General features: G+C 32.2%; 23 protein-coding genes. 8 read left to right on the forward strand and 15 right to left on the reverse strand.

The genetic code is table 11. The features are described from left to right. Positions 1 to 40: 40 nt before the first annotated feature. The 5 genes from CELAL_RS13545 to CELAL_RS13560 all read left to right on the forward strand — a co-directional run bounded on the left by CELAL_RS13545 (position 41) and on the right by CELAL_RS13560 (position 3,147). Complete coding sequence (locus CELAL_RS13545) at positions 41 to 499, forward strand: DUF4442 domain-containing protein (RefSeq protein ID WP_013551469.1); 459 nt, start codon at positions 41 to 43, stop codon at positions 497 to 499. Between the two features lie 166 nt (positions 500 to 665). Beyond that, positions 666 to 827: a hypothetical protein gene (locus CELAL_RS22390; RefSeq protein ID WP_169311405.1), complete on the forward strand. Its 162-nt coding sequence runs from the start codon at positions 666 to 668 to the stop codon at positions 825 to 827. 23 nt (positions 828 to 850) lie between these two features. Then, entirely contained in the window at positions 851 to 1,570 is a 720-nt protein-coding gene (locus CELAL_RS13550; protein ID WP_262481885.1) for a DUF6268 family outer membrane beta-barrel protein, read from the forward strand. A 108-nt stretch (positions 1,571 to 1,678) separates the two neighbouring features. Further along, on the forward strand, positions 1,679 to 2,194 hold the full coding sequence (locus CELAL_RS13555; protein WP_013551470.1) for a hypothetical protein: 516 nt from the start codon (positions 1,679 to 1,681) through the stop codon (positions 2,192 to 2,194). A gap of 362 nt (positions 2,195 to 2,556) precedes the next feature. Continuing rightward, positions 2,557 to 3,147, forward strand: coding sequence for an NUDIX domain-containing protein (locus CELAL_RS13560; RefSeq protein WP_013551471.1), 591 nt, complete (start codon positions 2,557 to 2,559; stop codon positions 3,145 to 3,147). A gap of 3 nt (positions 3,148 to 3,150) precedes the next feature. On the opposite strand, the gene CELAL_RS13565 is transcribed toward CELAL_RS13560, so the two are convergent. After that, the gene (locus tag CELAL_RS13565) at positions 3,151 to 4,422 is read right to left on the reverse strand and encodes a D-alanyl-D-alanine carboxypeptidase/D-alanyl-D-alanine-endopeptidase (RefSeq protein ID WP_013551472.1); all 1,272 of its coding nucleotides are present in this window, start codon (positions 4,420 to 4,422) and stop codon (positions 3,151 to 3,153) included. A gap of 143 nt (positions 4,423 to 4,565) precedes the next feature. On the opposite strand from CELAL_RS13565, the gene CELAL_RS13570 reads away from it, so the two are divergent. Next, a complete protein-coding gene (locus CELAL_RS13570; protein ID WP_041557734.1) occupies positions 4,566 to 4,760 on the forward strand; it encodes a hypothetical protein in 195 nt (64 codons plus the stop codon). A 50-nt stretch (positions 4,761 to 4,810) separates the two neighbouring features. Here CELAL_RS13570 and CELAL_RS13575 read toward each other — a convergent pair whose 3' ends face one another. Next, positions 4,811 to 5,752 (reverse strand): LysR substrate-binding domain-containing protein, encoded by a 942-nt coding sequence (locus tag CELAL_RS13575; RefSeq protein WP_013551474.1) that lies wholly within the window; start codon positions 5,750 to 5,752, stop codon positions 4,811 to 4,813. 103 nt (positions 5,753 to 5,855) lie between these two features. Here CELAL_RS13575 and CELAL_RS13580 point away from each other — a divergent pair, with 103 nt between their 5' ends. Next, a complete protein-coding gene (locus CELAL_RS13580; protein WP_013551475.1) occupies positions 5,856 to 6,335 on the forward strand; it encodes a Dps family protein in 480 nt (159 codons plus the stop codon). 60 nt (positions 6,336 to 6,395) lie between these two features. Here CELAL_RS13580 and CELAL_RS13585 read toward each other — a convergent pair whose 3' ends face one another. The 12 genes from CELAL_RS13585 to CELAL_RS13640 all read right to left on the reverse strand — a co-directional run bounded on the left by CELAL_RS13585 (position 6,396) and on the right by CELAL_RS13640 (position 20,739). Further along, a complete protein-coding gene (locus CELAL_RS13585) occupies positions 6,396 to 6,815 on the reverse strand; it encodes a DUF2141 domain-containing protein (RefSeq protein WP_013551476.1) in 420 nt (139 codons plus the stop codon). A 176-nt stretch (positions 6,816 to 6,991) separates the two neighbouring features. Beyond that, entirely contained in the window at positions 6,992 to 7,441 is a 450-nt protein-coding gene (locus CELAL_RS13590; RefSeq protein ID WP_148229678.1) for a SecDF P1 head subdomain-containing protein, read from the reverse strand. 3 nt (positions 7,442 to 7,444) lie between these two features. Next, positions 7,445 to 8,062 (reverse strand): FMN-binding negative transcriptional regulator, encoded by a 618-nt coding sequence (locus CELAL_RS13595; protein WP_013551477.1) that lies wholly within the window; start codon positions 8,060 to 8,062, stop codon positions 7,445 to 7,447. A gap of 63 nt (positions 8,063 to 8,125) precedes the next feature. After that, entirely contained in the window at positions 8,126 to 9,337 is a 1,212-nt protein-coding gene (locus tag CELAL_RS13600; protein WP_013551478.1) for a sensor histidine kinase, read from the reverse strand. Positions 9,338 to 9,481: 144 nt separating this feature from the next. Continuing rightward, positions 9,482 to 10,810 carry a carboxypeptidase-like regulatory domain-containing protein gene (locus CELAL_RS13605; protein WP_013551479.1) on the reverse strand — a complete coding sequence of 443 codons (1,329 nt, stop codon included), beginning with the start codon at positions 10,808 to 10,810 and terminating at the stop codon, positions 9,482 to 9,484. 592 nt (positions 10,811 to 11,402) lie between these two features. Beyond that, on the reverse strand, positions 11,403 to 13,436 hold the full coding sequence (locus CELAL_RS13610; protein ID WP_013551480.1) for a DUF349 domain-containing protein: 2,034 nt from the start codon (positions 13,434 to 13,436) through the stop codon (positions 11,403 to 11,405). Positions 13,437 to 13,568: 132 nt separating this feature from the next. Next, positions 13,569 to 14,318 carry a shikimate dehydrogenase family protein gene (locus tag CELAL_RS13615; RefSeq protein WP_013551481.1) on the reverse strand — a complete coding sequence of 250 codons (750 nt, stop codon included), beginning with the start codon at positions 14,316 to 14,318 and terminating at the stop codon, positions 13,569 to 13,571. Continuing rightward, complete coding sequence (locus CELAL_RS13620; RefSeq protein WP_013551482.1) at positions 14,299 to 15,309, reverse strand: DUF368 domain-containing protein; 1,011 nt, start codon at positions 15,307 to 15,309, stop codon at positions 14,299 to 14,301. The genes CELAL_RS13615 and CELAL_RS13620 overlap by 20 nt, the downstream gene beginning before the upstream one ends. A gap of 11 nt (positions 15,310 to 15,320) precedes the next feature. Beyond that, on the reverse strand, positions 15,321 to 16,238 hold the full coding sequence (locus CELAL_RS13625; protein ID WP_013551483.1) for a DUF368 domain-containing protein: 918 nt from the start codon (positions 16,236 to 16,238) through the stop codon (positions 15,321 to 15,323). A 26-nt stretch (positions 16,239 to 16,264) separates the two neighbouring features. Further along, positions 16,265 to 17,665, reverse strand: a complete 1,401-nt coding sequence (locus CELAL_RS13630) for a tetratricopeptide repeat protein (protein ID WP_013551484.1) — start codon at positions 17,663 to 17,665, stop codon at positions 16,265 to 16,267. Between the two features lie 101 nt (positions 17,666 to 17,766). Continuing rightward, a complete protein-coding gene (locus CELAL_RS13635; RefSeq protein ID WP_013551485.1) occupies positions 17,767 to 18,942 on the reverse strand; it encodes an aspartate aminotransferase family protein in 1,176 nt (391 codons plus the stop codon). A gap of 6 nt (positions 18,943 to 18,948) precedes the next feature. Further along, complete coding sequence (locus tag CELAL_RS13640) at positions 18,949 to 20,739, reverse strand: OstA-like protein (RefSeq protein WP_013551486.1); 1,791 nt, start codon at positions 20,737 to 20,739, stop codon at positions 18,949 to 18,951. A gap of 427 nt (positions 20,740 to 21,166) precedes the next feature. Here CELAL_RS13640 and CELAL_RS13650 point away from each other — a divergent pair, with 427 nt between their 5' ends. Then, on the forward strand, positions 21,167 to 21,397 hold the full coding sequence (locus tag CELAL_RS13650; RefSeq protein WP_013551487.1) for a hypothetical protein: 231 nt from the start codon (positions 21,167 to 21,169) through the stop codon (positions 21,395 to 21,397). A 155-nt stretch (positions 21,398 to 21,552) separates the two neighbouring features. On the opposite strand, the gene CELAL_RS13655 is transcribed toward CELAL_RS13650, so the two are convergent. Beyond that, positions 21,553 to 22,824 (reverse strand): adenylosuccinate synthase, encoded by a 1,272-nt coding sequence (locus CELAL_RS13655; protein WP_013551488.1) that lies wholly within the window; start codon positions 22,822 to 22,824, stop codon positions 21,553 to 21,555. Position 22,825 lies beyond the last annotated feature (1 nt).

A 22,825-nucleotide genomic window follows, 5' to 3' on the forward strand; every position in this document is an offset into this window, starting at 1 on the left:
CGTTATTTTTCAATACTTTTATAAAAAATTTAGAGTAATTATGGGAGTTTCCGCAAGTAAGTTTAATTCGTTCACATTTTTTAAGTTGCCTTCGGCTTGGTGGTGTGGCGTACGTTTACGTCATATAGATCAAAAAAAGGCAGTAGTAACGGTTACGCACAGGTGGGTAAACCAAAATCCTTTTAAATCTATGTTCTGGGCGGTTCAAGGTATGGCTGCAGAATTGTCTACAGGCGCTATGATGATTGATCAAATTAAGGAGAGCGGACAAAAAATTTCTATGTTAGTAGCCAATAATAATGCAAGCTTTACAAAAAAAGCTACAGGAAAAATTACATTTACTTGCGAAGATGGTCATCTCATTCAAGAGGGTATCAATAAAACGGTTGCTACAGGAGAAGGCCAAACCATTTGGATGAAGTCCGTAGGAGTAAATACAGATGGAGTAGTGGTTTCTACCTTTAATTTTGAATGGACTATAAAGTTAAGGAAAAAATAAAATTTACCTTAATTTTTCATTCCATAGACAAATATTGTGGGTTGGTATAGCTAAACCCGTTCTCTGTCTATTTGCTTTGCTGATTTTTTACATTTTCATCAATTTCGTTTCAAATTAGAATAGTTGCTATTGTATAGGAGCTAAGTTTTAATTTATAACTTTTTAAATGGAAATGAAAATGCAAAAATTGGTGATTATCTTTATGCTTAGTACATTAGGTATAGGCTTCGCTCAAGAAACAGGAAGTGTTTATATTAATTCTGAAATTTTACCTAATACAGATGTAGGAACTATTAAAAAAACGAAGTTGGGTTTGATATTCCTATAAAAACTATTACGGGCAAAGAAACAATTAGTTTATTTGGAGCATATCAAAATTTAAATATTGGCTATGTTGATAAAGATGTACCTTTTGAAACCTATCAAATAGATAACTTTCAAACGTTTAGTTTAGGTCTTTTGTACGATAGAATTCTTGAAAACGGATGGGGCTTTTCTTTGAAATTAGCCCCGCAGATATCTTCAAATTTTGATATTCAAGAGATTGATGGTAGAGATGTCTTTATAAATGGAACTTTACTATTTGATAAATTAAACCAAGAAAAACAGTCTATGTGGACCTTTGGGGTGGAGTATGATGCTCAAAATGGCTTAAATTTTCCAATTCCTATAGTTGCTTATACCAAACGTTTAAATGAAAAATGGGCTTATAAAATTGGTTTTCCTGATGCTAGATTAAAATGGACGTTACATGAAAATCACAATTTTGAAGCATTTACGACCTTAGATGGTTTTGCAGGGAATATTAATGATGACCTAGAAGTTTATAAAACAGATTATGTTGGCACTTTAAAGAACACCTATTTGGTAGGTGGTTTAGGGTATAACATAACATTTCTTAAAGATTTTGAGTTGAATGCTAAAGCGGGGTATTCTGCATTTAATACAATGGAGGTTCAGGATTATGATACGGATGAAATTTATGATTTTGACATGCAGAATGGTTTTTATTATAATTTTGGATTGAAATATAATTTAAATAAGAAAGCAAAAGTCAAAAGTCCTTATTAGGGTATTGTCTTCTATAATGCTACAATTAGTTTACACTAAAAAACAGAAATCACTGCATTGTAGTTTCTGTTTTTTATTTTTGAGGGATTTTAATTTTAATAGTTAACTATGAAAGAGAGCCCTCTATTTTATGAAGAGCAAAAATTCACCCAATGGTGGTTGTGGTTATTATTGCTCTCACCTATTGTAATTTTAGGTTATACCTTGGTAAAGCCTATTCTTGAACAGTCTAATCAGGTTAATGATAATTTTTCTTTTAGTTTAACCCCGTCAAATGATTTTTGGATTTCCTTGGTAATTATGCTAGTAGTTTTGATGCTTTTTATTCTTTTAAAATTAAAAACTACAGTAAGCCCAGAGTATATAAAAATTTCATTTTTTCCACTTTTCTCTAAAAAATGGAATTGGTCAGATATCACTTCTGCCGAAATTGTAAGGTATGGGTTTGTAGGCTATGGAGTGCGTTTAAGTTTAACGTATGGAACGGTATATAACATAAAAGGGGATCAAGGTTTAGCTATTCATTTAAAGAATGGAAAAAAGATAATGATTGGTACTCAAAAGTCTAATGAGCTTGCGCAACTAATCAAGAAAAAAATAAAGTTCACGGTAACATCTACATAAAATTAGGTGCTAATGATCATCAACCAAAAAATGCACATGAAATAGCATCCAAAATACTTGGAAGTGAACTGATGTTTGTACAGATAGATTTTAAGAAGGCGATAGTCGCCTAACTAGTAGGTTTCCTAAGGATGGATTATGATATTAAAATTTGATGCTATATTTGGCGCTAAAGTTTTATTTTTACACAAGGCCGCATGGTGTTGGAGCCCTATAGATATAGTCCTTGCCTTTTAGTAGATTTGCCAGATTATGTTTTATAGTTAATCCTTAGATGAGGTAATCCTAAAGACGAGGAGCATATTCTTTAAGGCATTTAAAAATCTATTAGAAGGTGCTAATTAATTTTATAAAAATATAGTTTGAAAAACGGAACGGTAAAAAATATAACCAAAAAACTGTTATCAGATAACTGGTACAGGTTAGATAAATATTTTTTTGAGTATCATAGAGAAGATGGTGCTTGGGAAAAACAAGAGCGTGAAGTTTATGATTGCGGAGATGCTGCAGCCATTCTTTTAATTCATAAAGAAAGAGCATCTGTAATTTTAACCCAACAGTTTCGAATGCCTGCATACCAAAACGGAGTGGCTAAAGGGATGTTAGTTGAGGTTTGTGCTGGCCTTCTAGATGGAGATACTCCTGAAGATTGTATTAGAAAAGAAGTCTTAGAAGAAACAGGTTATAAAATTACGGAGGTAAAAAAAGTCTTTGAAAGTTTTATGGTTCCGGGAACCGTCATGCAGAAAGTTCATTTTTTTATAGGATTTGTAGAAGATGCCATGAGAGTAAATGAAGGAGGTGGTGCAGCAGATGAAACCGAAAATATTGAAGTGTTAGAATTTCCTTTTTCTTCTGCTTATGATATGATTGCTACAGGAGAAATTGTAGATGGTAAGTCCATTATGTTATTACAACATTTAAAAATACAGCATCTATCTGGTAACTTGTAGCGCTTAGTACTTGTCTCTTAAATTTTCAAAAATGAGCTGCATTTGTTTCTTAATTTCGGCTGTGGGTTGTTTATAGTGATTATTCATAAAACTAAATAGTATGGTTTTGCCAGATTTGGTTAGTAAATAACCACTCAAGCAATATACGTTCCCTAAAGATCCAGATTTTGCATAAATAAAGGGAGCATTAGTTGCTCCATATGAATCCGTGGGGGCTCTTAAGGTTTCAACTATTGGAAATAAATTAAATAGGCGTTCACGCGGTTCCTCATCATATATTTTTTTTAGAATATGTACCATAGCTTCTGGTGTAAATAAATTATACCTAGAAAGCCCAGAACCATCTACCCATCTTGGTGGTTGTTTTAAATCAGCAAGATTGTTTTTTAAAATATATTGCTGCGCTTTGGTAACACTTAAAGTGTCAGACAGGGTAGTGCTAACTAAAATAAGGAGTTGTTCTGCTAGAAAATTATCACTTACGGCCATCATTCTTTTTAAAACGGAATCTGTAGGGATACTATATACTGTTTGCTTTTCAACTTTAGGAAACGTATTTACAAGATTAATTTTCTTATTCAATGCTTTTTCTAAAAGTGTTCTAACCAATGTAGAATCTACTATGAAAGGAGTTTCTAGCGTATCATTTTTATCAGGATTATAATAAAAAGTATTTTCATAGTGCTCCCGAGCCTTTGGTGCCATTAGTACCTTTACCTCTTTTTTAAAGAATGATGGAGTTACAGTTAGAGAATCATTTTTATAAACAGACACCACATTACCATATATAGGAAAAGGAGAACGTTCTGGTTGAAAATAAGCATCATAATCTTCCCAAGCCCATCCAGGTCCATAAGCGTTTGAATCAAAATTATTTAAATAGAGTTTAATGTTTTTGTACTTTTTTAAAAAAGAAAGAGCAGTGCTGTCTTTAAAGTACGGGTGTAAAAAACTAGGATCTCCAGTACCTTCAATATAAATAGTATCTGCAGTGGTATAATATTTTAACGCAGGAATTTTTTTAGGAAGCGTTTTTAATACAGTATACAAGGTTGCTATTTTGGTAGTACTAGCAGGTGTAAAATACTTTTCGCTATTATATTTTAGGATAGTATCGTTGTTTAAGGGGTCATATATGAACACGCCTAGAAACTGATTGTCGAATAAAGACTCTGTTAACATTTGTGCGGTCTCTTTACGAATTTTTTTAATTTTGGTCGTTGCACAACTGTATAATAAGCTGGTAATCAATGATAATATAAATATTCTTCGCATTCTTTAATGGGGATTCTTAAGGATTGAATTTAGGCTTTTTGCGGATATTAACAACAATTTATCTATTTTTTAACTACTTCAATGCAATAGGCATAGCCTTTTTATGTTTATCTTAGTGAAATCAACTAATACACATTTTTAATATGGCTAAATCAATGCTTGAGTACACTAAAATGGTACTGAATAAAGTTAGTTTTGATACAAAGTTATTTTGTAAAGAAGTAAAAAAGGCATTTTCAAATTTATTGCCTGAAGAAGTAGTAGAACTAAAACTCTGGTTAGAACAATTTATATATGATAAGCCAGAATTACAACAGAGCTTAATTTATTTGACATAAAACAAAAAGCCACTTTTTAAGTGGCTTTTTTATTGTTCTTACAGGAATATTTATTTTTTATTAAGCGGACTAATGATTTTTACATCTTGAAAGGCTATTGCTCCTCTAACAATACTAGAAATTACTTCTCTTAGTGCTTCTGTTATTTGTATTTTTAATTCACTTTTATGATATATTAAACTTACTTCTCTTGCAGGTGACGGACTTTCAAAATATTTTAAATTTTCCTTTTTCTTTTCATCTAAGGTTAATGTATTTAAAAACGGAAGTAAGGTCATACCCATACCTTCATTTACCAAATTTACTAAAGTCTCAAAACTCCCGCTTTGTAGCTGAAAAGTTTCACCATGCGCATCTTTTGAAGCTTTACAAAGGTTTATCACGCCATCTCTAAAACAATGGCCATCTCTTAAAAGAAGTATGTCATTAATATCTAAATCTTCGGTCTTAAGTTTGCTTATACCATTAAGGCGATGATTCTTTGGAACATAGCCAACAAATGGTTCATAATATAAAGGACGTTCTTTAATAAATTCAATTTCTAATGGTGTAACAGCAATTCCTGCATCTAAATGACCATCTTGAATATTCCTGATCATATCCTCTGTATTTTGCTCTTTAATGATCAAATTTACTTTTGGATATTTTTTTATAAACGTATTTAAAAACATTGGTAATAGTGTTGGCATTACCGTAGGTATAATTCCTAGGGTAAATTCGCCTCCGATAAACCCTTTTTCTTGGTCAACTATATCTTTTATTCTATTGGCTTCATTGACAATATTCTTTGCCTGCGCTACAATTTTTTTTCCCACTTCGGTAACCGCAATTGGCTTCTTGCCACGATCAAAAATTAAAACATCTAATTCGTCTTCTAATTTCTGAACTTGCATACTTAAAGTAGGCTGAGTTACAAAACTTTTTTCAGCAGCTAAGGTGAAATTTTGGTATTCGGCAACAGCCAAAACATATTGCAATTGCGTTATAGTCATCTGTATTGTTTTAGGCTATAAAAATATAAAAACTATCAATGAATCTAATAGACTTTGGAGGTATATGTTTTGTAATTTTGTTATGAAATTAAAAGCACATATTATGAAACTAAATAGCATAGGATTAGATCAAGAAAAATCTGCACAATTAAGTAGCGACCTAAATACTTTATTAGCAAATTTTCAAACTTACTATCAAAATTTAAGAGGTATACACTGGAATATTAAAGGAAAGCGTTTTTTCGATTTGCATGTTAAATTTGAAGAATTGTACACAGATGCAAATGAAAAAGTAGACTTGATTGCAGAAAGAATATTAACCCTAGGCGGTCATCCGTTGCATACTTTTGAAGATTATATTGCAAACACATCAATTAAGGTTGGTAAAAACATCAATAAAGATGATGCAGCGATACATTTAATTATAGATTCTTTAAGTAAACTTCTTGTGATAGAACGAAAAATTTTAAATACATCTGATGATGCTAATGATGAAGGAACTAATTCTATGATGAGTGATTTTATTGCCGAACAAGAGAAAACAGTTTGGATGATGAAAGCTTGGTTAACTGAAGAAGTATAATAGTTTATTTCCTTATAAAAAAGCCTCTTAACATTTAATGTTAAGAGGCTTTTTTTTGGATCAAAATCGAATATTGAAGTCTAAATTTTTGTCTGTTACCCTAAATTTTGCATCCTCAAAACTCGGTGGTCCATAAGACATTTCATTTCCAGACATGCCGTAGTTTTCTTTTGGCATTCCGTTTGTTTCATAATCCATACGCTTGTTGTCGTTTTCATCATGTAAGGCCATAATAGCATAGGTTCCCGGTTTTATATTTTCAAAGCTTACATTTATTTTCCCGTTTACTATTTCTCTATCTACATTTTGTATACCTGGGCCTTTCATAAATGTATCTGCAGTGTGTAAAGAAAGTAATACTTTGCCATTGTTGTTGTTGATATGACCAATAGACACCACTAGTGTATAGCTTTGTGTGTCTTGAGCTTTAGCAAAAAATGCACATAAAATTAGGATAGAAGTAACTACTAAATTTTTCATTTGAATTTGGTTTTTAATACCGGTACTAAACGGTATTCGTTATTAATAATTCAAATATGAAAATTACTATAGCGGTACATAAATTTTAAAAACTCAACTGTAGAAATCGATTTCTGAATTGTAACTTTAAAACTGAAATTTCAATGAAAAGAAATACGTTTAGGTATGTGATATGTTTAATTACCAATTCTTGACCTTAACCAACGGACCATTCCATCAGTTTCTTTTAGCGTAAGATTGCTTGAGATTTCTAATTGCCCGCCTGTAATCGGGTTCATCATTGTAGGGGCTAAGACTATTTTAGTTCCAAAATAAATGACCAAAGGTTCGCCCGTAAATTCGGTGGTTATTGCTTTTAGTTTTTTGCTTCCCAAAGTGGTTAATACGATCTGAACAGCAGGCTTACCTAAGTAATTAAAATTTTGAGAAACTTCTTTTATATCCGATAAATATATGGAAGGGGTATCTTTAAGAATAAGAGTTTCGTAATTATCGCCAGTAAACCCATTATAACTTTTAGTCAAATACAAACCAGAAATTGTGTCTGTATTGATAGGTTTAGCTTGAGAATATGTAGTTTTTGCTAAGAGCATACTCATAATTAGAAGAAAAATTTTAAAGAACATTATTTAATTTTTTGGTGTATTCTTTTTCATGGATTGGGCAATAGCACAAGCACTAGGATTTTTAGAAGCTTCTAATTCATCAATAATTTTTTCATGATCTTCAGGCCTTGTTTGGGATAGTTTGTATGTAGCTTGAATATCATTTATTTTAATTTTAAACCCGATTACCCCTTTAACTTGTCTAAGTGTTTTATCAGACATATCATTCAAAGAAATGGGGTTTTTAGATTTTTTCTCATATTTGTTGACTAGTTTATGCATGGACGCCATCACTTCTTTTTCGCTAAGAATACTTAATTTCCCATATACATGTACCGCAATATAGTTCCAAGTAGGTACCTCTTCTTCTTTATACCATGAAGAAGATATATAAGAATGCGGACCATTAAAAATGCAAAGAACAGTATTGTTTTCGGAAAAGTGTTTGCCTTGAGGATTTGCTCTGGCAATATGACCAACTAGAATATCGGAACCATCTTCATCTATAGCTAATTCTAGAGGAATATGTGTTGCCCAAGGTTTGTTATCAACTTGATTAACGAGTATCCCGAAACTGTTTTCAACTAAAAATTCTTTAATTTCTTTTAAATCCTTTTGCTCGTAATACTTTGGAGTAAACATTATAGGTAGCTTTTAAAGCTAAAAGTAGCTATTTATCTATGAATACGAGTAAAATATACGTCATTATAAAGGCTGTTTTTTTATCGTAAAACTAAATTTAGAACCTTCTCCTAATGTAGATTTCACCGTAATCTCACCTCCTAATTTTTCAATAACCTTCTTTACTGTAGCTAAACCAATACCATTACCTCTTACGCCAAATTTATCTAGAGGAGTGTTGATCGTAAAAATATCAAAAATGCTATTGTATTTATCTTCAGGAATACCAGGGCCATTATCTTCAACATAAAAAAGATAATGAGTTTTAGAGTCATCAATCCCAATTGTTATTTGTACTTCGGGTTTATCACTATATTTAATGGCATTAGTTACTAGATTAATGAGTATTTGATCTAAAGCAGTTTCATTAATAGTAAGGGTATTCAATTCTGATAGTACTGTTAGGTGTATATGAGGATTTGAGCTAAATATACTATTGATATTATTTTTTACTTTCTCAATACTAACCTTTGTAGTTTTTTCATTTAAAAGATGGTCACTTTTGCTATAGTCTAATAAGCCTTCAATTAGGCCTTTTAATCTATTAGAAGAGCTTACTATCATATTTAAAATATCTACTCCTTGAGAATCAATTTTTGATCCATATTGATCAATAAATATATCTGTTAGCGTTGATATATTGTTTAAGGGCGATTTTAAATCATGCGCAGCGATATATGCAAAGCGCTCTAATTCTGTATTTTTTTCTTTTTGATTGGATAAAGCTTCTTGTAGTAGAAGTTCGTTTTTGCGAAGCTCTATTAGTTTCATAACTTGGTTAGATAGTGCTTTTAAAGATTCTATCTGACTTTTGTTTAATGTTTTAGGTTCATGATCTATGACGCAAAGAGAGCCAATGGGTAAGTTGTTGGCTGTCATCAAAGGCACACCTGCATAAAAAACAACATTGGTATCGCCAGTGACCAAGGGATTATCAAAAAAACGATCATCTTCTCTAGCATCCTGCACTATAAATACGTCATTTGTTTCATTAATCATATGACCACAGAACGAAATTTCTCGTTCTGTTTCTTTAACATCTAATCCGTATGAAGATTTAAACCATTGTCGTTTATCATCAATTAATGAAATCATGGAAATAGGAGTGCCACATATTTCAGAAGCTATTTTAGATAGATTATCATAATCTTCTTCTGGTAATGAATCTAAAATAGTATAAGATTGTAGCGCTGCTAACCTTCTTTCTTCTTCTTTGTGCGCTTTTGGAGCAAGCATGATGTCGATTTTGTAAAGTGAGAAATATATTACAATAGAAAGAACGAAACACTTGTTCAATAATTGTACATAAACAGTAATTTAACACTAAAGTAAGATACCTACAAATAAGATACCCAATTGATTTTTTTGCGCTTTATTTTTTTAGGGTTTAAGAGCAGCTACTGTACCGCCTATCTTATTTTTTTTTATTTGTTTCTGGATTTTTTTAATAGCAGATTCAATTGATTTTTCGGGCTCTATAATGTTATATTCACCCCAGAAATCTGGATCAGAAAAACCTACAGCTTCATCACTTAAAATAATGTTTTTACGCAATTTTTCTCTTCCTTTTAAGTTTTTGCCTATATTTTTTTCCCAATCAGTGACGGCCATTTCACAAGTCATACTATAGACAGAGTTAAACCATTTATCATCCCAATTAATTTTAAATTCTAACATGACATTGCTGTACCCGTAGTACCATTTATTGTCTTTTTCTCTATAATCTACTCGGTAGGCTACTGCAGTAGGATAGACATTAGCTTTTGCAGGTTTTCGTTTTACAAACATACGTGCGGCATTTTCACGATCTGTAATGTTTAGCTCGTAAATTGCACTAGTCAGAATTTTATGTTTAGCATCTATGAAAAGTTGTCCTTTATAAAGTTGATTAGGAGTCTTTTCTTTTTGCACGAAATTAATTACGTAAATAAGCTGCTCATTTATCCTTGCAGATCGTTCAAAAGTATACGTATAAAGAGGTATGGTTTCTTCAGTGAATACATATTCAGGGTATTTCATTAAATCGATAAAAAGTGTATTAAACGGACCCCCTTGTAATTTTAATGTCAATGTGTCTAGCTTGCTATAATCAGTACTTTTTCTTGCTTTATAGAGTTCTACGGCGTCTGTTTGTTTAGAAGAATATGAGGTTTTGTGAATGTTTACTACGGCTTCAGAAAGAGATACATTTTTTTTTCGTTTTTTTATAGTTTCTCTATAGAAAGCCGTCATTAGTGTAGGAAATTCAAAATAATTAGCTCCTTTGTTTCGTAAAGTTTCGCGAACTACTAGTTCTGCATTATTTGGTACCACAATATTAACTTCAGATAATGCCGTTACAGCAGTTTCTAATGCAATTTTAAGAGTAGTATCTTTTAAGTCACTTAAATTAATTGTTTTAGTTTTGTAGCCTAAAAAACTAATAAAGACAGTGACTTCTTCCATGTTTTTAGGAACTTTTAAGCTAAAATCGCCCTCCGAATTTGTAACGGTACTTATGTTAGAATTTTCTATAGCTATCGTGGCGAATACCAATTCTTTTTTAGTATTTGAATCAATAATTTTGCCCTTGTATTGATTAAATACTTCTTGTTGTTCCACTTGAAAATTATAGGAGGCTTTAATTTTTTGAGAACCTCCGAGCGTTCCTAGTATTACGATGAGTACTACCCAGGATTTTATAGGATGATTAGTAGTATTAATTTTCATAGTATCAGTTTTAAAGTGTATCGTTGCGTGTTCTTTATAAGATACTAATTTTTAGTAAGATAACTACTATATGTAAGTAATATTCATTTGAATAAGGGGTGGGGGATACTTCTAATGGGTATGAGTATGGCATTATTTAATTCTGTACCAATAAGCTTTTTAAATTATTTTTCCTTGAATTTAAAATTCTCATCAGTGACTTTAAAAGAAAGTGTATTGCCTTTGTCTGTATCTGGAGTTGACACATATTTTTTTGTTCGGTCTTAGAAATATTGAATACTATAGCTCAATTTTAATACGATACTTAAGATTAAATATTATAAATTTTTCTTGATGTTTTTTTAAAAGTTAAATCTAAAATAGCACCAATAGTAAGCATATCTAATTGTAATAGCTGCTCTTTTGGTACGCTTAATAAAGCATTCTAAAACATCATCTTCTTTTTTATCTGGTATACAAAGCGTAGAATTCCAGGCATCTATAGAAAACAAAAACCCACCAACGTCACTTTTGAGTTGGTGGGAATAGCTTATTTTTCTAAAGCCAGTATTACCTACAATTAAGTGTAAAATTGGCCTAGAGGTGTTGTGATTTATGCTTCAGTTTCGGTTTCAGAGTTATCTTCAATTTCTTCTTCGGCTTCTTTATTTAAATTATTTTTAAGAATGTTGAGCTTTTTTAATTTCTCTTTCCAGGTTTCTAAATCCTCTTTATGTGAATTAATTTTTTTAATCACATCTTTAACAACGGGACTATCCTCAGATGCATTAGAAAAGAATTGTAAATTATTCTCTAACTGGCGAACTTCACTTTTACTTTCGTCAATTTTACGACGAATAAAAGTGCGTTCTCTCTGTAATGCTTGCTCTGTATCTTCACCATTAGTAATTTGCTGAATCTTATTGCCATACTTCATCATTTCAGCTTCTTGACGTTCTATGTCTAGCTTCTTGAATAAAGCATCTAAGATCTTATTAAACTTAGCATTAATACTTTTCTTATTGAAGGGTACACGACCAATAGCTTTCCATTCTGCTATGAAACCTTTTATAGTATTAAGATCTTCATTTCTATTGCCAGATAAATTAAATCCTTGCAAACGCTCTAAACAGGTGTTTTTAAGCTCAAAATTCTCTAATTCGTCTTTTTGTGCTTCATTTTTACTAGCATTTAAGCGATCGAAATAATGGTTGCACGCATCTTTAAATTGTTTCCAAATTTTATCAGAAAATTTACGAGGGACATGACCAATTTTTTTCCACTCATTCTGTATACGTTTCATTTCAGAAGTTGCCGTAGCAGTATCTTCACTGTCTTTTAATGATAACGCAAGCTCTAATAAAGCTCTTTTTTGATCCAGATTATCTTGTTGTTCTTTCTTTTGGTCTTTATAGAAAGCATTTTTTTGTCTGTTAAAATCTCGAACGCTGTCTTTAAAAGACGCCCAAGTTTTTTCATTTACCTTTTGTGGTACTTTTCCAGCAGCAAAGAAATTTTCACGTAATGCTTCAATCTCTTTAATCTGTTGTTGTAGTCCTTTATGGTTTTTAGAAACATCAGTGGTAATAACTTTTATACCTTCAATAATCTCATGTTTTTTAACCAGATTTACTTCATAAGTTTTTTCAAGCTCAGCAAAGTAACCTTGTCTTCTATTGTGTAAAGCTTTTGTTGCATTGCTAAAACGTTCCCATATTGCTTCTCTATGATCCTTGTCTACAGGGCCAATATCTTCTTTCCAGATTTTATGTAGGGTCTGTAATTCTTGAAAAGCTGTATTTAGATCTGGAACATCCTTAAGAGCCTCAGCTCTTTCTGCTAGTTTTTCTTTTTCTTCTAGATTACGTTTAAAATCTAAATCTCTCAATTCACGATTAAGATGTAGAAAATCATAGAAGATTTCAATATGATGATGGTAAGTGCGCCATACATCATTATAGTTATTTCTAGGAATAGGGCCAGCTACACGCCAGCTTTCTTGTAAATCTTTAAAATTCTTATAGGTCGTATTAATGTCTTCTTCTACATTAACCAAACCTTTTAAGTTTTCAATAATTTGAAGTCTTTTTTCTAGATTGTCTTTTAAGCTGTTTTCAAGACTCTTGTGGTATTGATTTTTCTTATCTCTATACTCAGAATATACTTCGTTGAATTGTCTTTTGGTAACAGAATTATATTTAAAATCTATTTCATTACCGCCATTACTAACAAACTCTTCTTTTTTATGTTCTAAAAATTCTTGAAATTTTAAATCAAACTCGTATTTAATACCATCAACATGTTTTCTGATGGCTTGTACTTTTTCATTTTTAACCAAACGTTGTAACTCGCCCACCAAATTTTCCATAGACATTGAATGATAGTCTAAAAGTGGAATTACATGTCTTTGGTGATTATCTGTATCTTCAGCATCCTCAGCATTAGAATCGTCAATTTCATTAAGAACGTCTTCTTCTGGAATGTTCTCTTCATTAAGTTCTTCGCTTCCCTCAGGAGTGTTTTTAGAAGTTGCTTCTATATCATCAATAGTATTGTTTTCTGAAGGTGTAACTACAACTTCATTCTTGTCTATTGATTCTTCATTACTACTATCGTTAGATAGTTTCTCGTCTTTCTCGTCCAACATTACGTACGTATTTGGCTTTTTTGCCTAATTCATTGGTAAGATAGTAACAACCACCTTAATACCAAAAAAAATGTAAAAAAGTTGTGTAGAAAATCTAAATATTTGCGTTTTATTCCTTTAGAACTTGCAAGATTAGCTATTCCATATTTCCCAAGCTTTTTCAGCTTGTAATTCTAGCATTTTATCTCCATTTTTAATTTGAGCTCCTCGCGCTTCTCCAGAAGCTAAAAAAGCAGTCTTTTCGGGATTATATATCAGGTCAAATAACAAATGCTTTTTACCGATAAATTGGTATGGAATTGCTGGTTTTTTTGTGATATCTGGAAATGTACCCACAGGAGAGCAGTTTACAATTACGGTATAATCTTCTATAATCTCCTGGGTAAGTTCTTGATAGGTAAATTGATTTTCTTTTTTCCTTCTAGAGACAAAAGTGTATTCAATACCAAACTCTTTAAATACAAAAGCGATAGCTTTTGAAGCGCCTCCAGTTCCTAATATTAGTGCTTTTTTATGATGCTCTTTAATAAAGGGCTCTATGGATTTTTGAAATCCGTAATAATCTGTATTGTACCCCTTTAATCCGTCTTCTGTATATTTTATAGTATTAACGGCGCCAATCTCTTTAGCTTTTTCATCTATACTTGATAGAAACGGGAAAACTTCTTCTTTATAAGGTATAGTAACATTGAAACCTTTAATATTAGAATTACTTTTTAAAACAGCATCTAATTCTTTAATGTCTTGAAAATCAAAATTTTCATAAGAATATGTATCTAAATTCAAATCCTTAAACTTTTGTGTGAAATAAGCTCTAGAGAATGAGTAGTCTATATCTTTTCCTATTAACCCAAAACGGATTTTACTTTCTATTTTTTCCATACCAATCTAAACCTAAAAGAATAAAAACCCCTATCAGCACAAATAAAAATGCCCACCAAGTTTCTGCACTTGTTAACTCGGGAAAATATCTTTCGTAATTAACTATTATTTGATTACCATTAGAATCTACCTGCAAAGTGCCATCTGCAGCTGTTTTCAAAATTGTTTTTTTCCATGGCCATACAACACCTAAGGAGCCTGTAATAAAGCCAATGATAATTGCTGTTGTAATGTGTTTAAAATGTTTTAATAAATAGGTAAGTAGGTGGGATAGTGTTACCAAACCTACGGCTGAACCTGTTGTAAAAACAGCTAGTATTTTTAGTGTGTTTAGCCTTTTGTGGTTTTGAGTAAATGAAAAATCACCTTGTAAAATTTCAGAAAAAGTATCGTATAAGGCATTGACAGAGTCTACCAAGAGGAGTACGTAATTTCCAAGTAAAATAAGGATAAAAGATCCAGACAGACCTGGCAAGGTCATTCCAGAAACGCTAATCATTCCGCAAAAGAAGATAAATATTAGGTTGTCATTTTGTGTAGCGGGATTTAAAAAACTAATCGCAATACCTAGAATTAAACCAAATAAGCCAGCAGGAATAGTTTTCTTATTCCAATGGTCAAAATCTTTGGAAATATAATAAATAGACCCAATAATCATTCCGAAGAATGCAGACCAAACATAAAGTTCTTTATAGGCGAGGAAGTAATCTAGTAATTTTGAAATGCTAAAATAACTGACAAGCATTCCGAAAATCAACAATGTTAAAAACTGTCCGTTTATATATTGGTAAAAACTTTTAAACCTTCCATTTACTAAAAGTTTAAAAGATTTTATATTTATTTTTTGAAGGGAGTAAATAAATTCTTCATAGAAACCACCCACAAATGCAACAATACCACCAGAAACTCCTGGTACTTTGTTTGCCGCACCCATACACAAGCCTTTAATGACAAGCCAAAACTTATCGGAAAATGTTCTAGGTGCATGCATAATTATATTATTTACTTTTTAGAGGCTAATTTTTCTAAGAGTAATATTAAAGAAAAGCCAATAATAGCTAATAGAATAGCAAACATTAATTGGTTGTCTCCTTCATAAGTAAAAGGAGAAATGCTTTGTTCGTCAACAGTAATAACTTTATCGCCAAAAACTCTTGTTTCTAAAATTTTCTTCCAAGGCCATATTTTATTTAAGGAACCTAGAATAAAGCCTGTAAGTACCGCTAATGTTAAATCTTTATAATGTTTAAACATCCACTTTAGAAGTCTCGCGAAACTCAATAATCCAAAAAATGCACCTAAACCTACAGTACCTATAATTTTTAAATCATACTCGTGAACAGCATCGAGGATTACTTTATAAGACCCTAAAAGGACGAGAATAAAAGCTCCTGAAATACCAGGTAAAATCATGGCACATATTGCTAGCGCTCCTGATAAAAATAAGAAAGGCATACTACCCGTATTTTCAGAAGGTGGTAGCGTAGTTATATAATAAGCAAGACCAGTGCCAATGATAAGCATAAGTATTGTTGCTACGTTCCATTTTTCTACAGATTTGCCTACGAATAAAATACTCGCGACAACAAGTCCAAAAAAGAAAGACCATAAAAGCACAGGTTCGTTTAAAAGTAGCCAACTTATTCCTTTAGCTAATGAAAGTACGCTAATACCAATACCTAGAAATAAGGCTACTAAAAAATCACCATTAAGTTGTTTCCAAAAACTCTTTAACCCTTCTTTTTGAAGTGTTTTAAAAAGTGACAGATTTACATTATTAATAGAATCAATTAACTCTTCGTAAATACCTGAAATAAATGCGATAGTACCACCAGATACGCCAGGGACTACATCTGCAGCGCCCATAGCCATTCCTTTCAAGGTGATAAAAAAGTACTGTAATAAATTGCGATTTTCCATATGCTAAAAAAACAAAAATACTTTTTTTATTTGGAAGCGTTTTTATATTGTTCTAATATGTTTTGCATCCATTCTGTCGTACAGAAATTTGGGAAATTAATTTGAAAATTATCTAAACCTTTCGGGTTTAAAATTAAGGCTTGAGCAATATATTTTTTAGCCATTTCTAGGTCTCCCATTAAGCTGTAATTACCAGAAAGCTTAAATAAAATTTCTGCATCTTCAGGATGAAATTCTTTTGCTTGAGTAAGTATGGTAATAGCAGATTCAAAATCTTTGTTTTTTTCTACGACATAAGCCCATTGTAACCAAGTATCTAGTTCATAATTACCAAAGTCAATTGCTTGCTTAAAAGCAAAATCGGCTTCATCATATTTATGCAATGCAGCACTTATTTTACCACTTTTTTTCCAATAGATAGGGTTTTCACCGTCTATATTAGTTGCTTTATTAATATAATAAGCAGCTTTTTCGTAATTTTTTAAACGGTAATAGAAATCTGTAATGGCTAGCCAACCTTTATCCAGTAAGGGGTCTTCATGTACTGTATGATAAAAATAATATTTAGCCAATTCTGTGTTACCTAATTTTTCATGGCATTTTCCAATACGCAAATACGCATGTGATGTAGGGTCTTCTATTTTAATTGTGGTTTCGTAATTTTCTATAGCTTCATTATATAAGCCAAGTTTTTCTAATACTTTTCCTTTCTCAAAATAAGCCCCTATAAATGTATCGTCAGAAATAATGGCGAAATCAAAAGCACTTAATGCTTCTTTATACATTTTTTTAGAAAAATATTGTTTTCCTAATTGATGCCATGCAACTTCAGAATATGGATTATCTTCTAAATATTTATTGAGATATAAAATAGCACCATCATATTCTTCTAAGAACTCAAAACAATAAATTACGTTGTATAAGGATGAGTAATCTTCATCATCAAACTCAACACATTTCATGAAACTCTTTTTGGCCATTTCAAAATCATCCATAAAAAGATACTCCATACCTAATAAGGAATAGATGTCAAAACCATCATCGGTTAAGTCTAATGCTTTTTCTAATAAATTTATGGCCCCTAAATGATCATCTTTTTTAGAAAAAATATTTGCACGTTGAATGTAAATTTCTTCATTGTGTTGATCTAGCTGTTGTAAATCATCTAACATTTTTTCTGCTTCTTCAAGCTTGTTTTCAAAAACAAAAACTTCTATTTGCAAGAGTTTTAACTCAGCTGCAGCTGGATGTTGTTGTAAGCCTATTTTGATTGCCTTTTTTGCTAAGGCAATTTTACCATTGTTTAGGTAATGATGTATAATATCCTCAAAATCTTCTGAGTCAAAAAAATAGACATCATCCGTCTTTAACATGGATTCAAACTTGGTAATCGGTTGGCTCGGTTTTTCCTCTGCATCTAATGCCATAGGCCTTTCTTTTTTTTCGGATATCTTAAATATAGTTCATACAACTTATTTTTAGTTAAGTTGTATGACTGGATTATTAACAAAATAGTTAACAAAGTTGTTTAATACTGATCTAAAATAGATATAATTTGCTCACAACCTGTTGTAATCTCTTGATTGGAAATGGTTAAGGGTGGCGAAATACGTACTGCTCGAGGCTCAAATAAAAGCCAGAAAAGAATTAGTTTTTCTTTGGCAGCTGTTAAAATTAGATGGTTCGCAACTTCTAAATGGTCAAGAATTAATGCAAGCATCAATCCTCTTCCTCTAATTTCTTTAATTAGTTTATGCTGTAGTAGTGTTCTAAAAAGTTTTTCTTTTTCTAAGGTTTCAGCGATTAATTGTGTTTCCGTTATTTCACGCAAGGTAGCTAAACTTGCTGCTGCTATAATGGGGTTGCCGCCAAAGGTAGTAATATGTCCTAATTTTGGAGCATCTTGTAAGGTTTGCATTAATTTATGAGACGCTACAAAAGCCCCTACGGGCATACCGCCTGCCATTCCTTTGCCTATGACAAGAATATCAGGAATGCAATTGTAATGCTCAAAAGCAAATAGTTTTCCTGTTCTGCCAAAACCAGGCTGTATTTCATCTAAAATTAGTAATGCACCAACTTCGGTACAACGTTTTCTTATTTTCGTTAAGAAATTATTTTTTGGTTCTATAAACCCGGCACCTCCTTGAATGGTTTCTAGAATTACGCCTGCTGTTTTTTCTGTAATAGCCGCTATAGCTGCGTTATCATTAAATGGTATAAACCGTACATCTGGTATTAAGGGTCTAAAAGCACTTTTCCGCTCTTCATAGCCCATAACGCTTAAGCTCCCCATAGTATTCCCATGATATGCATGATTGGCAGCAAAAATTTCTGTCCTACCTGTTGCTCTTCGTGCTAATTTTAAAGCTCCTTCAATAGCTTCGGTACCTGAGTTAACTAAATAGGTTGTCTCAAGATTTTTGGGTAATAAAGAAGCTAATAGTTTGGTGTAGCTAACTGCAGGTTCTTGTATGTATTCCCCATATACCATTACATGTGCATATTTATCTACTTGATCTTTAATGGCTTGAGAAACTCTTGGGTGGCAGTGACCTAAGCTACAAGCAGAAACTCCAGCAACAAAATCTAAATGAGCATGACCATCTGTATCATATATATAACTGCCTTTAGCATGAGAGACTTCTAAGGCTAAAGGATGTGGTGTTGTTTGGGTTTGATGTTTGTAAAAGTCTTCTTTCATTGAGGATTAGTTAGACTTTTTAATAGCAGCTTTGCTAGTGCTATTTTTAGATGTAACAGCCTTCTTTTTAGGGACGGTTGTGTTTGTAGGTAAATTATTTACAGGGTCTGATGAGTTTTTACTGCGCTGTTCCTCTTCTGCATCGATATCAATAGGGTTTTCTATTCCTTGTATTACAACAAGTTTAATGTTATTGTCGTCTTCATCAAAAATATCTTCTTTGGTCATGATTCGCTCATCACCACGCCAAACCATACCCTTTAAAATTCTTAACTCTTCTTCTAAATCTTTCTCAGGAAAAATAGCGCCGTCAGGATCTACGTAAAACGTTAAATCTTCAACATCGTTTTCGTTGAAGGTGATATTAATTTTACTACAAATAGTTTTATTAATACCGATGAGTTCTTGATCATCATTATACATCCAATAGACGACTTCTGTATTCCCAATTAAATCGACTTCGTCTAAACTGTTTTCAATAAATTTGCCATATAAATCGATGCCCTTAGCTTGATTGTATCCTGTTTTTCCAATGGTATCAGAAGAGACAATAAACGCATTTTTTATTACTTTTAAAGAATCTAGTTTTTCTGTTTTTAAATCTGAAATCAAATGAATACTATCTCCTGTCATTTGATTTTCTCCATTCCAGATTACCGGATAATATTTTGGCCAATACACTTCTTTAGTGTCTTGGGGTATTTTTTTTCCAATAAGCTGTGTTAAGCCCGTAGCTTCTTCCACATGAATAGAATCTGCTTTACCACTTAAATCGGTTTTATAAAATTTAGCATTTTTAAACGCTCGCATAATACGTTGGTCTGGCTTTCCCGTAATCATAAGCGTATCGCCGTGAATATAAAGCGAATCCTTTTCTACTAAACTAATAGCGACAGCTCTTTTTGTTGCGAAAACGGAATCTTTAGCCTTAAAAACTTCAGCATAATGTGCACGTATAATTCCATTATTTACCGTATCTGTTATGGTGATGTTATTGGTGGCAGAGGCATATTCTTTTGCTTTGTTAAAGTATACACTGTCGCCAACTATGATTCTATTGTTGTAATCTATTCGAGTATTTTTAATTCCGTAACCGCTCTCTACTTTAGTATCATAAAAACCACGCTCACAATAAATCTTGTAGGTTTTACCAGTTACAGTAGAAGGCCCATACATATAGGCATTTTTAGAAGACGTATAGTAATCAAGTTGTTTTGAATCTACTTTGTATTCTGGATTATCAATATGAACACTATCTAGAAATTGATATTTTTTAGTTTCCATGTAATACCGACCTATCTGGCTGGTAAGCGTGTTGGTAGAATCTATTACGGTACCAAAATCTTTATAATATGCTTCTTGTTTTTCGCGATCAAAACGTAGGGTATCTGTTTCTAAGCGCATTCCTGGATTTTGTTCTAGAATAACATTTTGCCATGCTTTGGCAAGCTTTGTATTTCCGTCATAATCTACTTTCCCACTAGTCATTTGGACAGAATCTCCTTGTTGTAGCCGAATATTTCCCACTGCTTTCAATCGGTTTTCCTTCTGGTAGAATATAGCATAGTCACACCATAAATCTGCTCCTTGATGTTCAAACTGTACTTGCCTGTCATCCATACTAAAAATAGATGCGCCAGGTGCTTTAGCTTCATCTTTAGTAAAGGTTCCACCGTAAACGATGTTTATCTGTTTGTTTTCAACAGGTTTGTCTTGCTGTGCAAAACCAAGCGTTGAACTAATTAAGACTAATAATAAAACAAAGACTTTCTGCACTAGGTTTACAATTTTGCTCAAAAATAGGGATTTTTAATACAGGCAAAAGCCGATTAGCATAAATTTAGTATTATTGACGGATTATTAAAATTAATAACTAAAATAATAAAGACTGTTAATCAAAGTTCAATTGAAAAAAAAATGAAAGCAGTACTTCTAAAAGCTATTTATGATCATACAAATTTCTCTTCTGTTTTTTACGCTCTCGTTGCTTTTTTCTTCTTTTTGCTTTTGCTCAGAAAACTGAAGAAACCTTTTTGTATACTGATAGGGTTGTAAGAAAAGGGTATGTTAAACTCAGAAGAGTTCATTTTGTTAAATTTGAGACGTCGAAGAAAGCTAAGGCTGAAAAAATAGATTTTTCTAAATTAGAATCAATAGAAATTAAAAATGATGACGAAGCATTTGTTTATAAATACGTCCCCATAGTAGGTAAGATACCCTATTGGTGTTAGAAGAAATTGTAAAGGGTGCGGTAACACTATATAATCTAAATACCCAAGGATTTTCTTCTGGCTTTATTCCAGGGGGAATGGGTGGTGGTGCAATGTATATGGGACCAATACGATATGACATTAAAAATCTTTATGTATTACGAATAGGAGAAGAGAAAGCTACGCATTTAGGGCTAACCAATTGTTTACGAAAAACTTTAAAGCTGCTGCTTCAGATTTTTTAAAAAATGTACTTCTTTAGTAGCTAAAATTCAACATAGAGATTTTAATAAGAAACATATAAAAGAAATAGTACAGTACTACAATACAGAATGTAAACAACGGACTTAGAATAGGATTAACTATAAAAAAAAAGCCACTCGAAAGTGGCTTTTTAAATTTATCTGTGTATCGTTTGAGTCCTATCTGGACCAACGGAAACTATTTTTATGGGCACTTCTAATTCTTTCTCTAAAAAGTCAATATACTCATTTAATGCTTTAGGAAGTTGATCAGCAGAAGTCATTTTCGTTAAGTCTTCATTCCAACCATTCATTTCTTTATAAATAGGCGTAATATTTTCCGCTTCTATATTATATGGGAAATGGGTAATGATTTCTCCTTGGTAATTGTATGAAGTACATACTTTTAGTTTTTCAAAACCACTAAGTACATCACCTTTCATCATCATTAACTCGGTAACACCGTTAATTTGAACCGCATATTTTAAAGCAACAAGGTCTAACCATCCGCAACGTCTTGGTCTACCTGTTGTAGCGCCAAACTCATTACCAACTCTACCCATTGTCTCTCCGTCAGCATCAAATAATTCTGTAGGGAAAGGTCCGCTACCTACACGAGTCGTGTATGCTTTGAAAATACCTTTAACATCACCTATTTGGTTTGGAGCAACTCCTAAACCCGTACAAGCACCTGCGGCCGTAGTATTAGAAGAGGTTACAAATGGATACGTTCCAAAATCAATATCTAAAAGAGAGCCTTGAGCTCCTTCTGCCAAGATTTTTTTACCTTCTTTTTGAGCTTTAAATAAATATTCTTCACTATCAATAAAAGTAAGTTCTTTTAAAGCTTCTACTGCCTTAAAGAAATCTGCTTCTAGTTCAGGTAAATCATACTGAATATCTACATTGTAAAAGTCAATCATAGCTTCGTGCTTGTCTGCAAGAGCACGGTATTTATCTTTCCAATCTGCAAATTCAAGATCACCAATACGCATTCCGTTTCTACCAGTTTTGTCCATATATGTTGGACCAATACCTTTTAAGGTAGAACCTATTTTTGCTTTTCCTTTTACTGTTTCAGAAGCAGCATCTAGTAAACGATGTGTAGGTAATATTAAATGTGCTTTTCTAGATATTAATAAGATAGATTTAATATCAAGATTAAACTGTTTTAAATTGTCAAGTTCTTTTTGAAAAATGACTGGGTCTATTACCACGCCATTTCCTACAATGTTCATTGCACCTTTGTGAAATATTCCTGATGGTATTGTATGTAAAACATGTTTAATACCATCAAATTCTAACGTGTGCCCTGCGTTTGGACCCCCTTGAAAACGAGCAATAATGTCGTAATCTTTAGTAAGTACATCAACAATTTTTCCTTTTCCTTCGTCTCCCCATTGAAGCCCAAGTAGTAAATCTACTGCCATT

The organism is Cellulophaga algicola DSM 14237, from assembly GCF_000186265.1.
Classification (GTDB): Bacteria; Bacteroidota; Bacteroidia; order Flavobacteriales; family Flavobacteriaceae; genus Cellulophaga; species Cellulophaga algicola.

Bases quoted from the DNA above. Each gene is read 5' to 3' on its own strand.
- CELAL_RS13635 (WP_013551485.1), bottom strand. From the start codon at position 18,942: ATGAAAGAAGACTTTTACAAACATCAAACCCAAACAACACCACATCCT.
- CELAL_RS13555 (WP_013551470.1), top strand. From the start codon at position 1,679: ATGAAAGAGAGCCCTCTATTTTATGAAGAGCAAAAATTCACCCAATGG.
- CELAL_RS13600 (WP_013551478.1), bottom strand. From the start codon at position 9,337: ATGCTTGCTCCAAAAGCGCACAAAGAAGAAGAAAGAAGGTTAGCAGCG.
- CELAL_RS13545 (WP_013551469.1), top strand. From the start codon at position 41: ATGGGAGTTTCCGCAAGTAAGTTTAATTCGTTCACATTTTTTAAGTTG.
- CELAL_RS13625 (WP_013551483.1), bottom strand. From the start codon at position 16,238: ATGGAAAATCGCAATTTATTACAGTACTTTTTTATCACCTTGAAAGGA.
- CELAL_RS22390 (WP_169311405.1), top strand. From the start codon at position 666: ATGGAAATGAAAATGCAAAAATTGGTGATTATCTTTATGCTTAGTACA.
- CELAL_RS13590 (WP_148229678.1), bottom strand. From the start codon at position 7,441: ATGTTCTTTAAAATTTTTCTTCTAATTATGAGTATGCTCTTAGCAAAA.
- CELAL_RS13605 (WP_013551479.1), bottom strand. From the start codon at position 10,810: ATGAAAATTAATACTACTAATCATCCTATAAAATCCTGGGTAGTACTC.
- CELAL_RS13655 (WP_013551488.1), bottom strand. From the start codon at position 22,824: ATGGCAGTAGATTTACTACTTGGGCTTCAATGGGGAGACGAAGGAAAA.
- CELAL_RS13565 (WP_013551472.1), bottom strand. From the start codon at position 4,422: ATGCGAAGAATATTTATATTATCATTGATTACCAGCTTATTATACAGT.
- CELAL_RS13575 (WP_013551474.1), bottom strand. From the start codon at position 5,752: ATGACTATAACGCAATTGCAATATGTTTTGGCTGTTGCCGAATACCAA.
- CELAL_RS13620 (WP_013551482.1), bottom strand. From the start codon at position 15,309: ATGCATGCACCTAGAACATTTTCCGATAAGTTTTGGCTTGTCATTAAA.
- CELAL_RS13630 (WP_013551484.1), bottom strand. From the start codon at position 17,665: ATGGCATTAGATGCAGAGGAAAAACCGAGCCAACCGATTACCAAGTTT.
- CELAL_RS13615 (WP_013551481.1), bottom strand. From the start codon at position 14,318: ATGGAAAAAATAGAAAGTAAAATCCGTTTTGGGTTAATAGGAAAAGAT.
- CELAL_RS13595 (WP_013551477.1), bottom strand. From the start codon at position 8,062: ATGTTTACTCCAAAGTATTACGAGCAAAAGGATTTAAAAGAAATTAAA.
- CELAL_RS13580 (WP_013551475.1), top strand. From the start codon at position 5,856: ATGAAACTAAATAGCATAGGATTAGATCAAGAAAAATCTGCACAATTA.
- CELAL_RS13570 (WP_041557734.1), top strand. From the start codon at position 4,566: ATGGCTAAATCAATGCTTGAGTACACTAAAATGGTACTGAATAAAGTT.
- CELAL_RS13585 (WP_013551476.1), bottom strand. From the start codon at position 6,815: ATGAAAAATTTAGTAGTTACTTCTATCCTAATTTTATGTGCATTTTTT.
- CELAL_RS13610 (WP_013551480.1), bottom strand. From the start codon at position 13,436: ATGTTGGACGAGAAAGACGAGAAACTATCTAACGATAGTAGTAATGAA.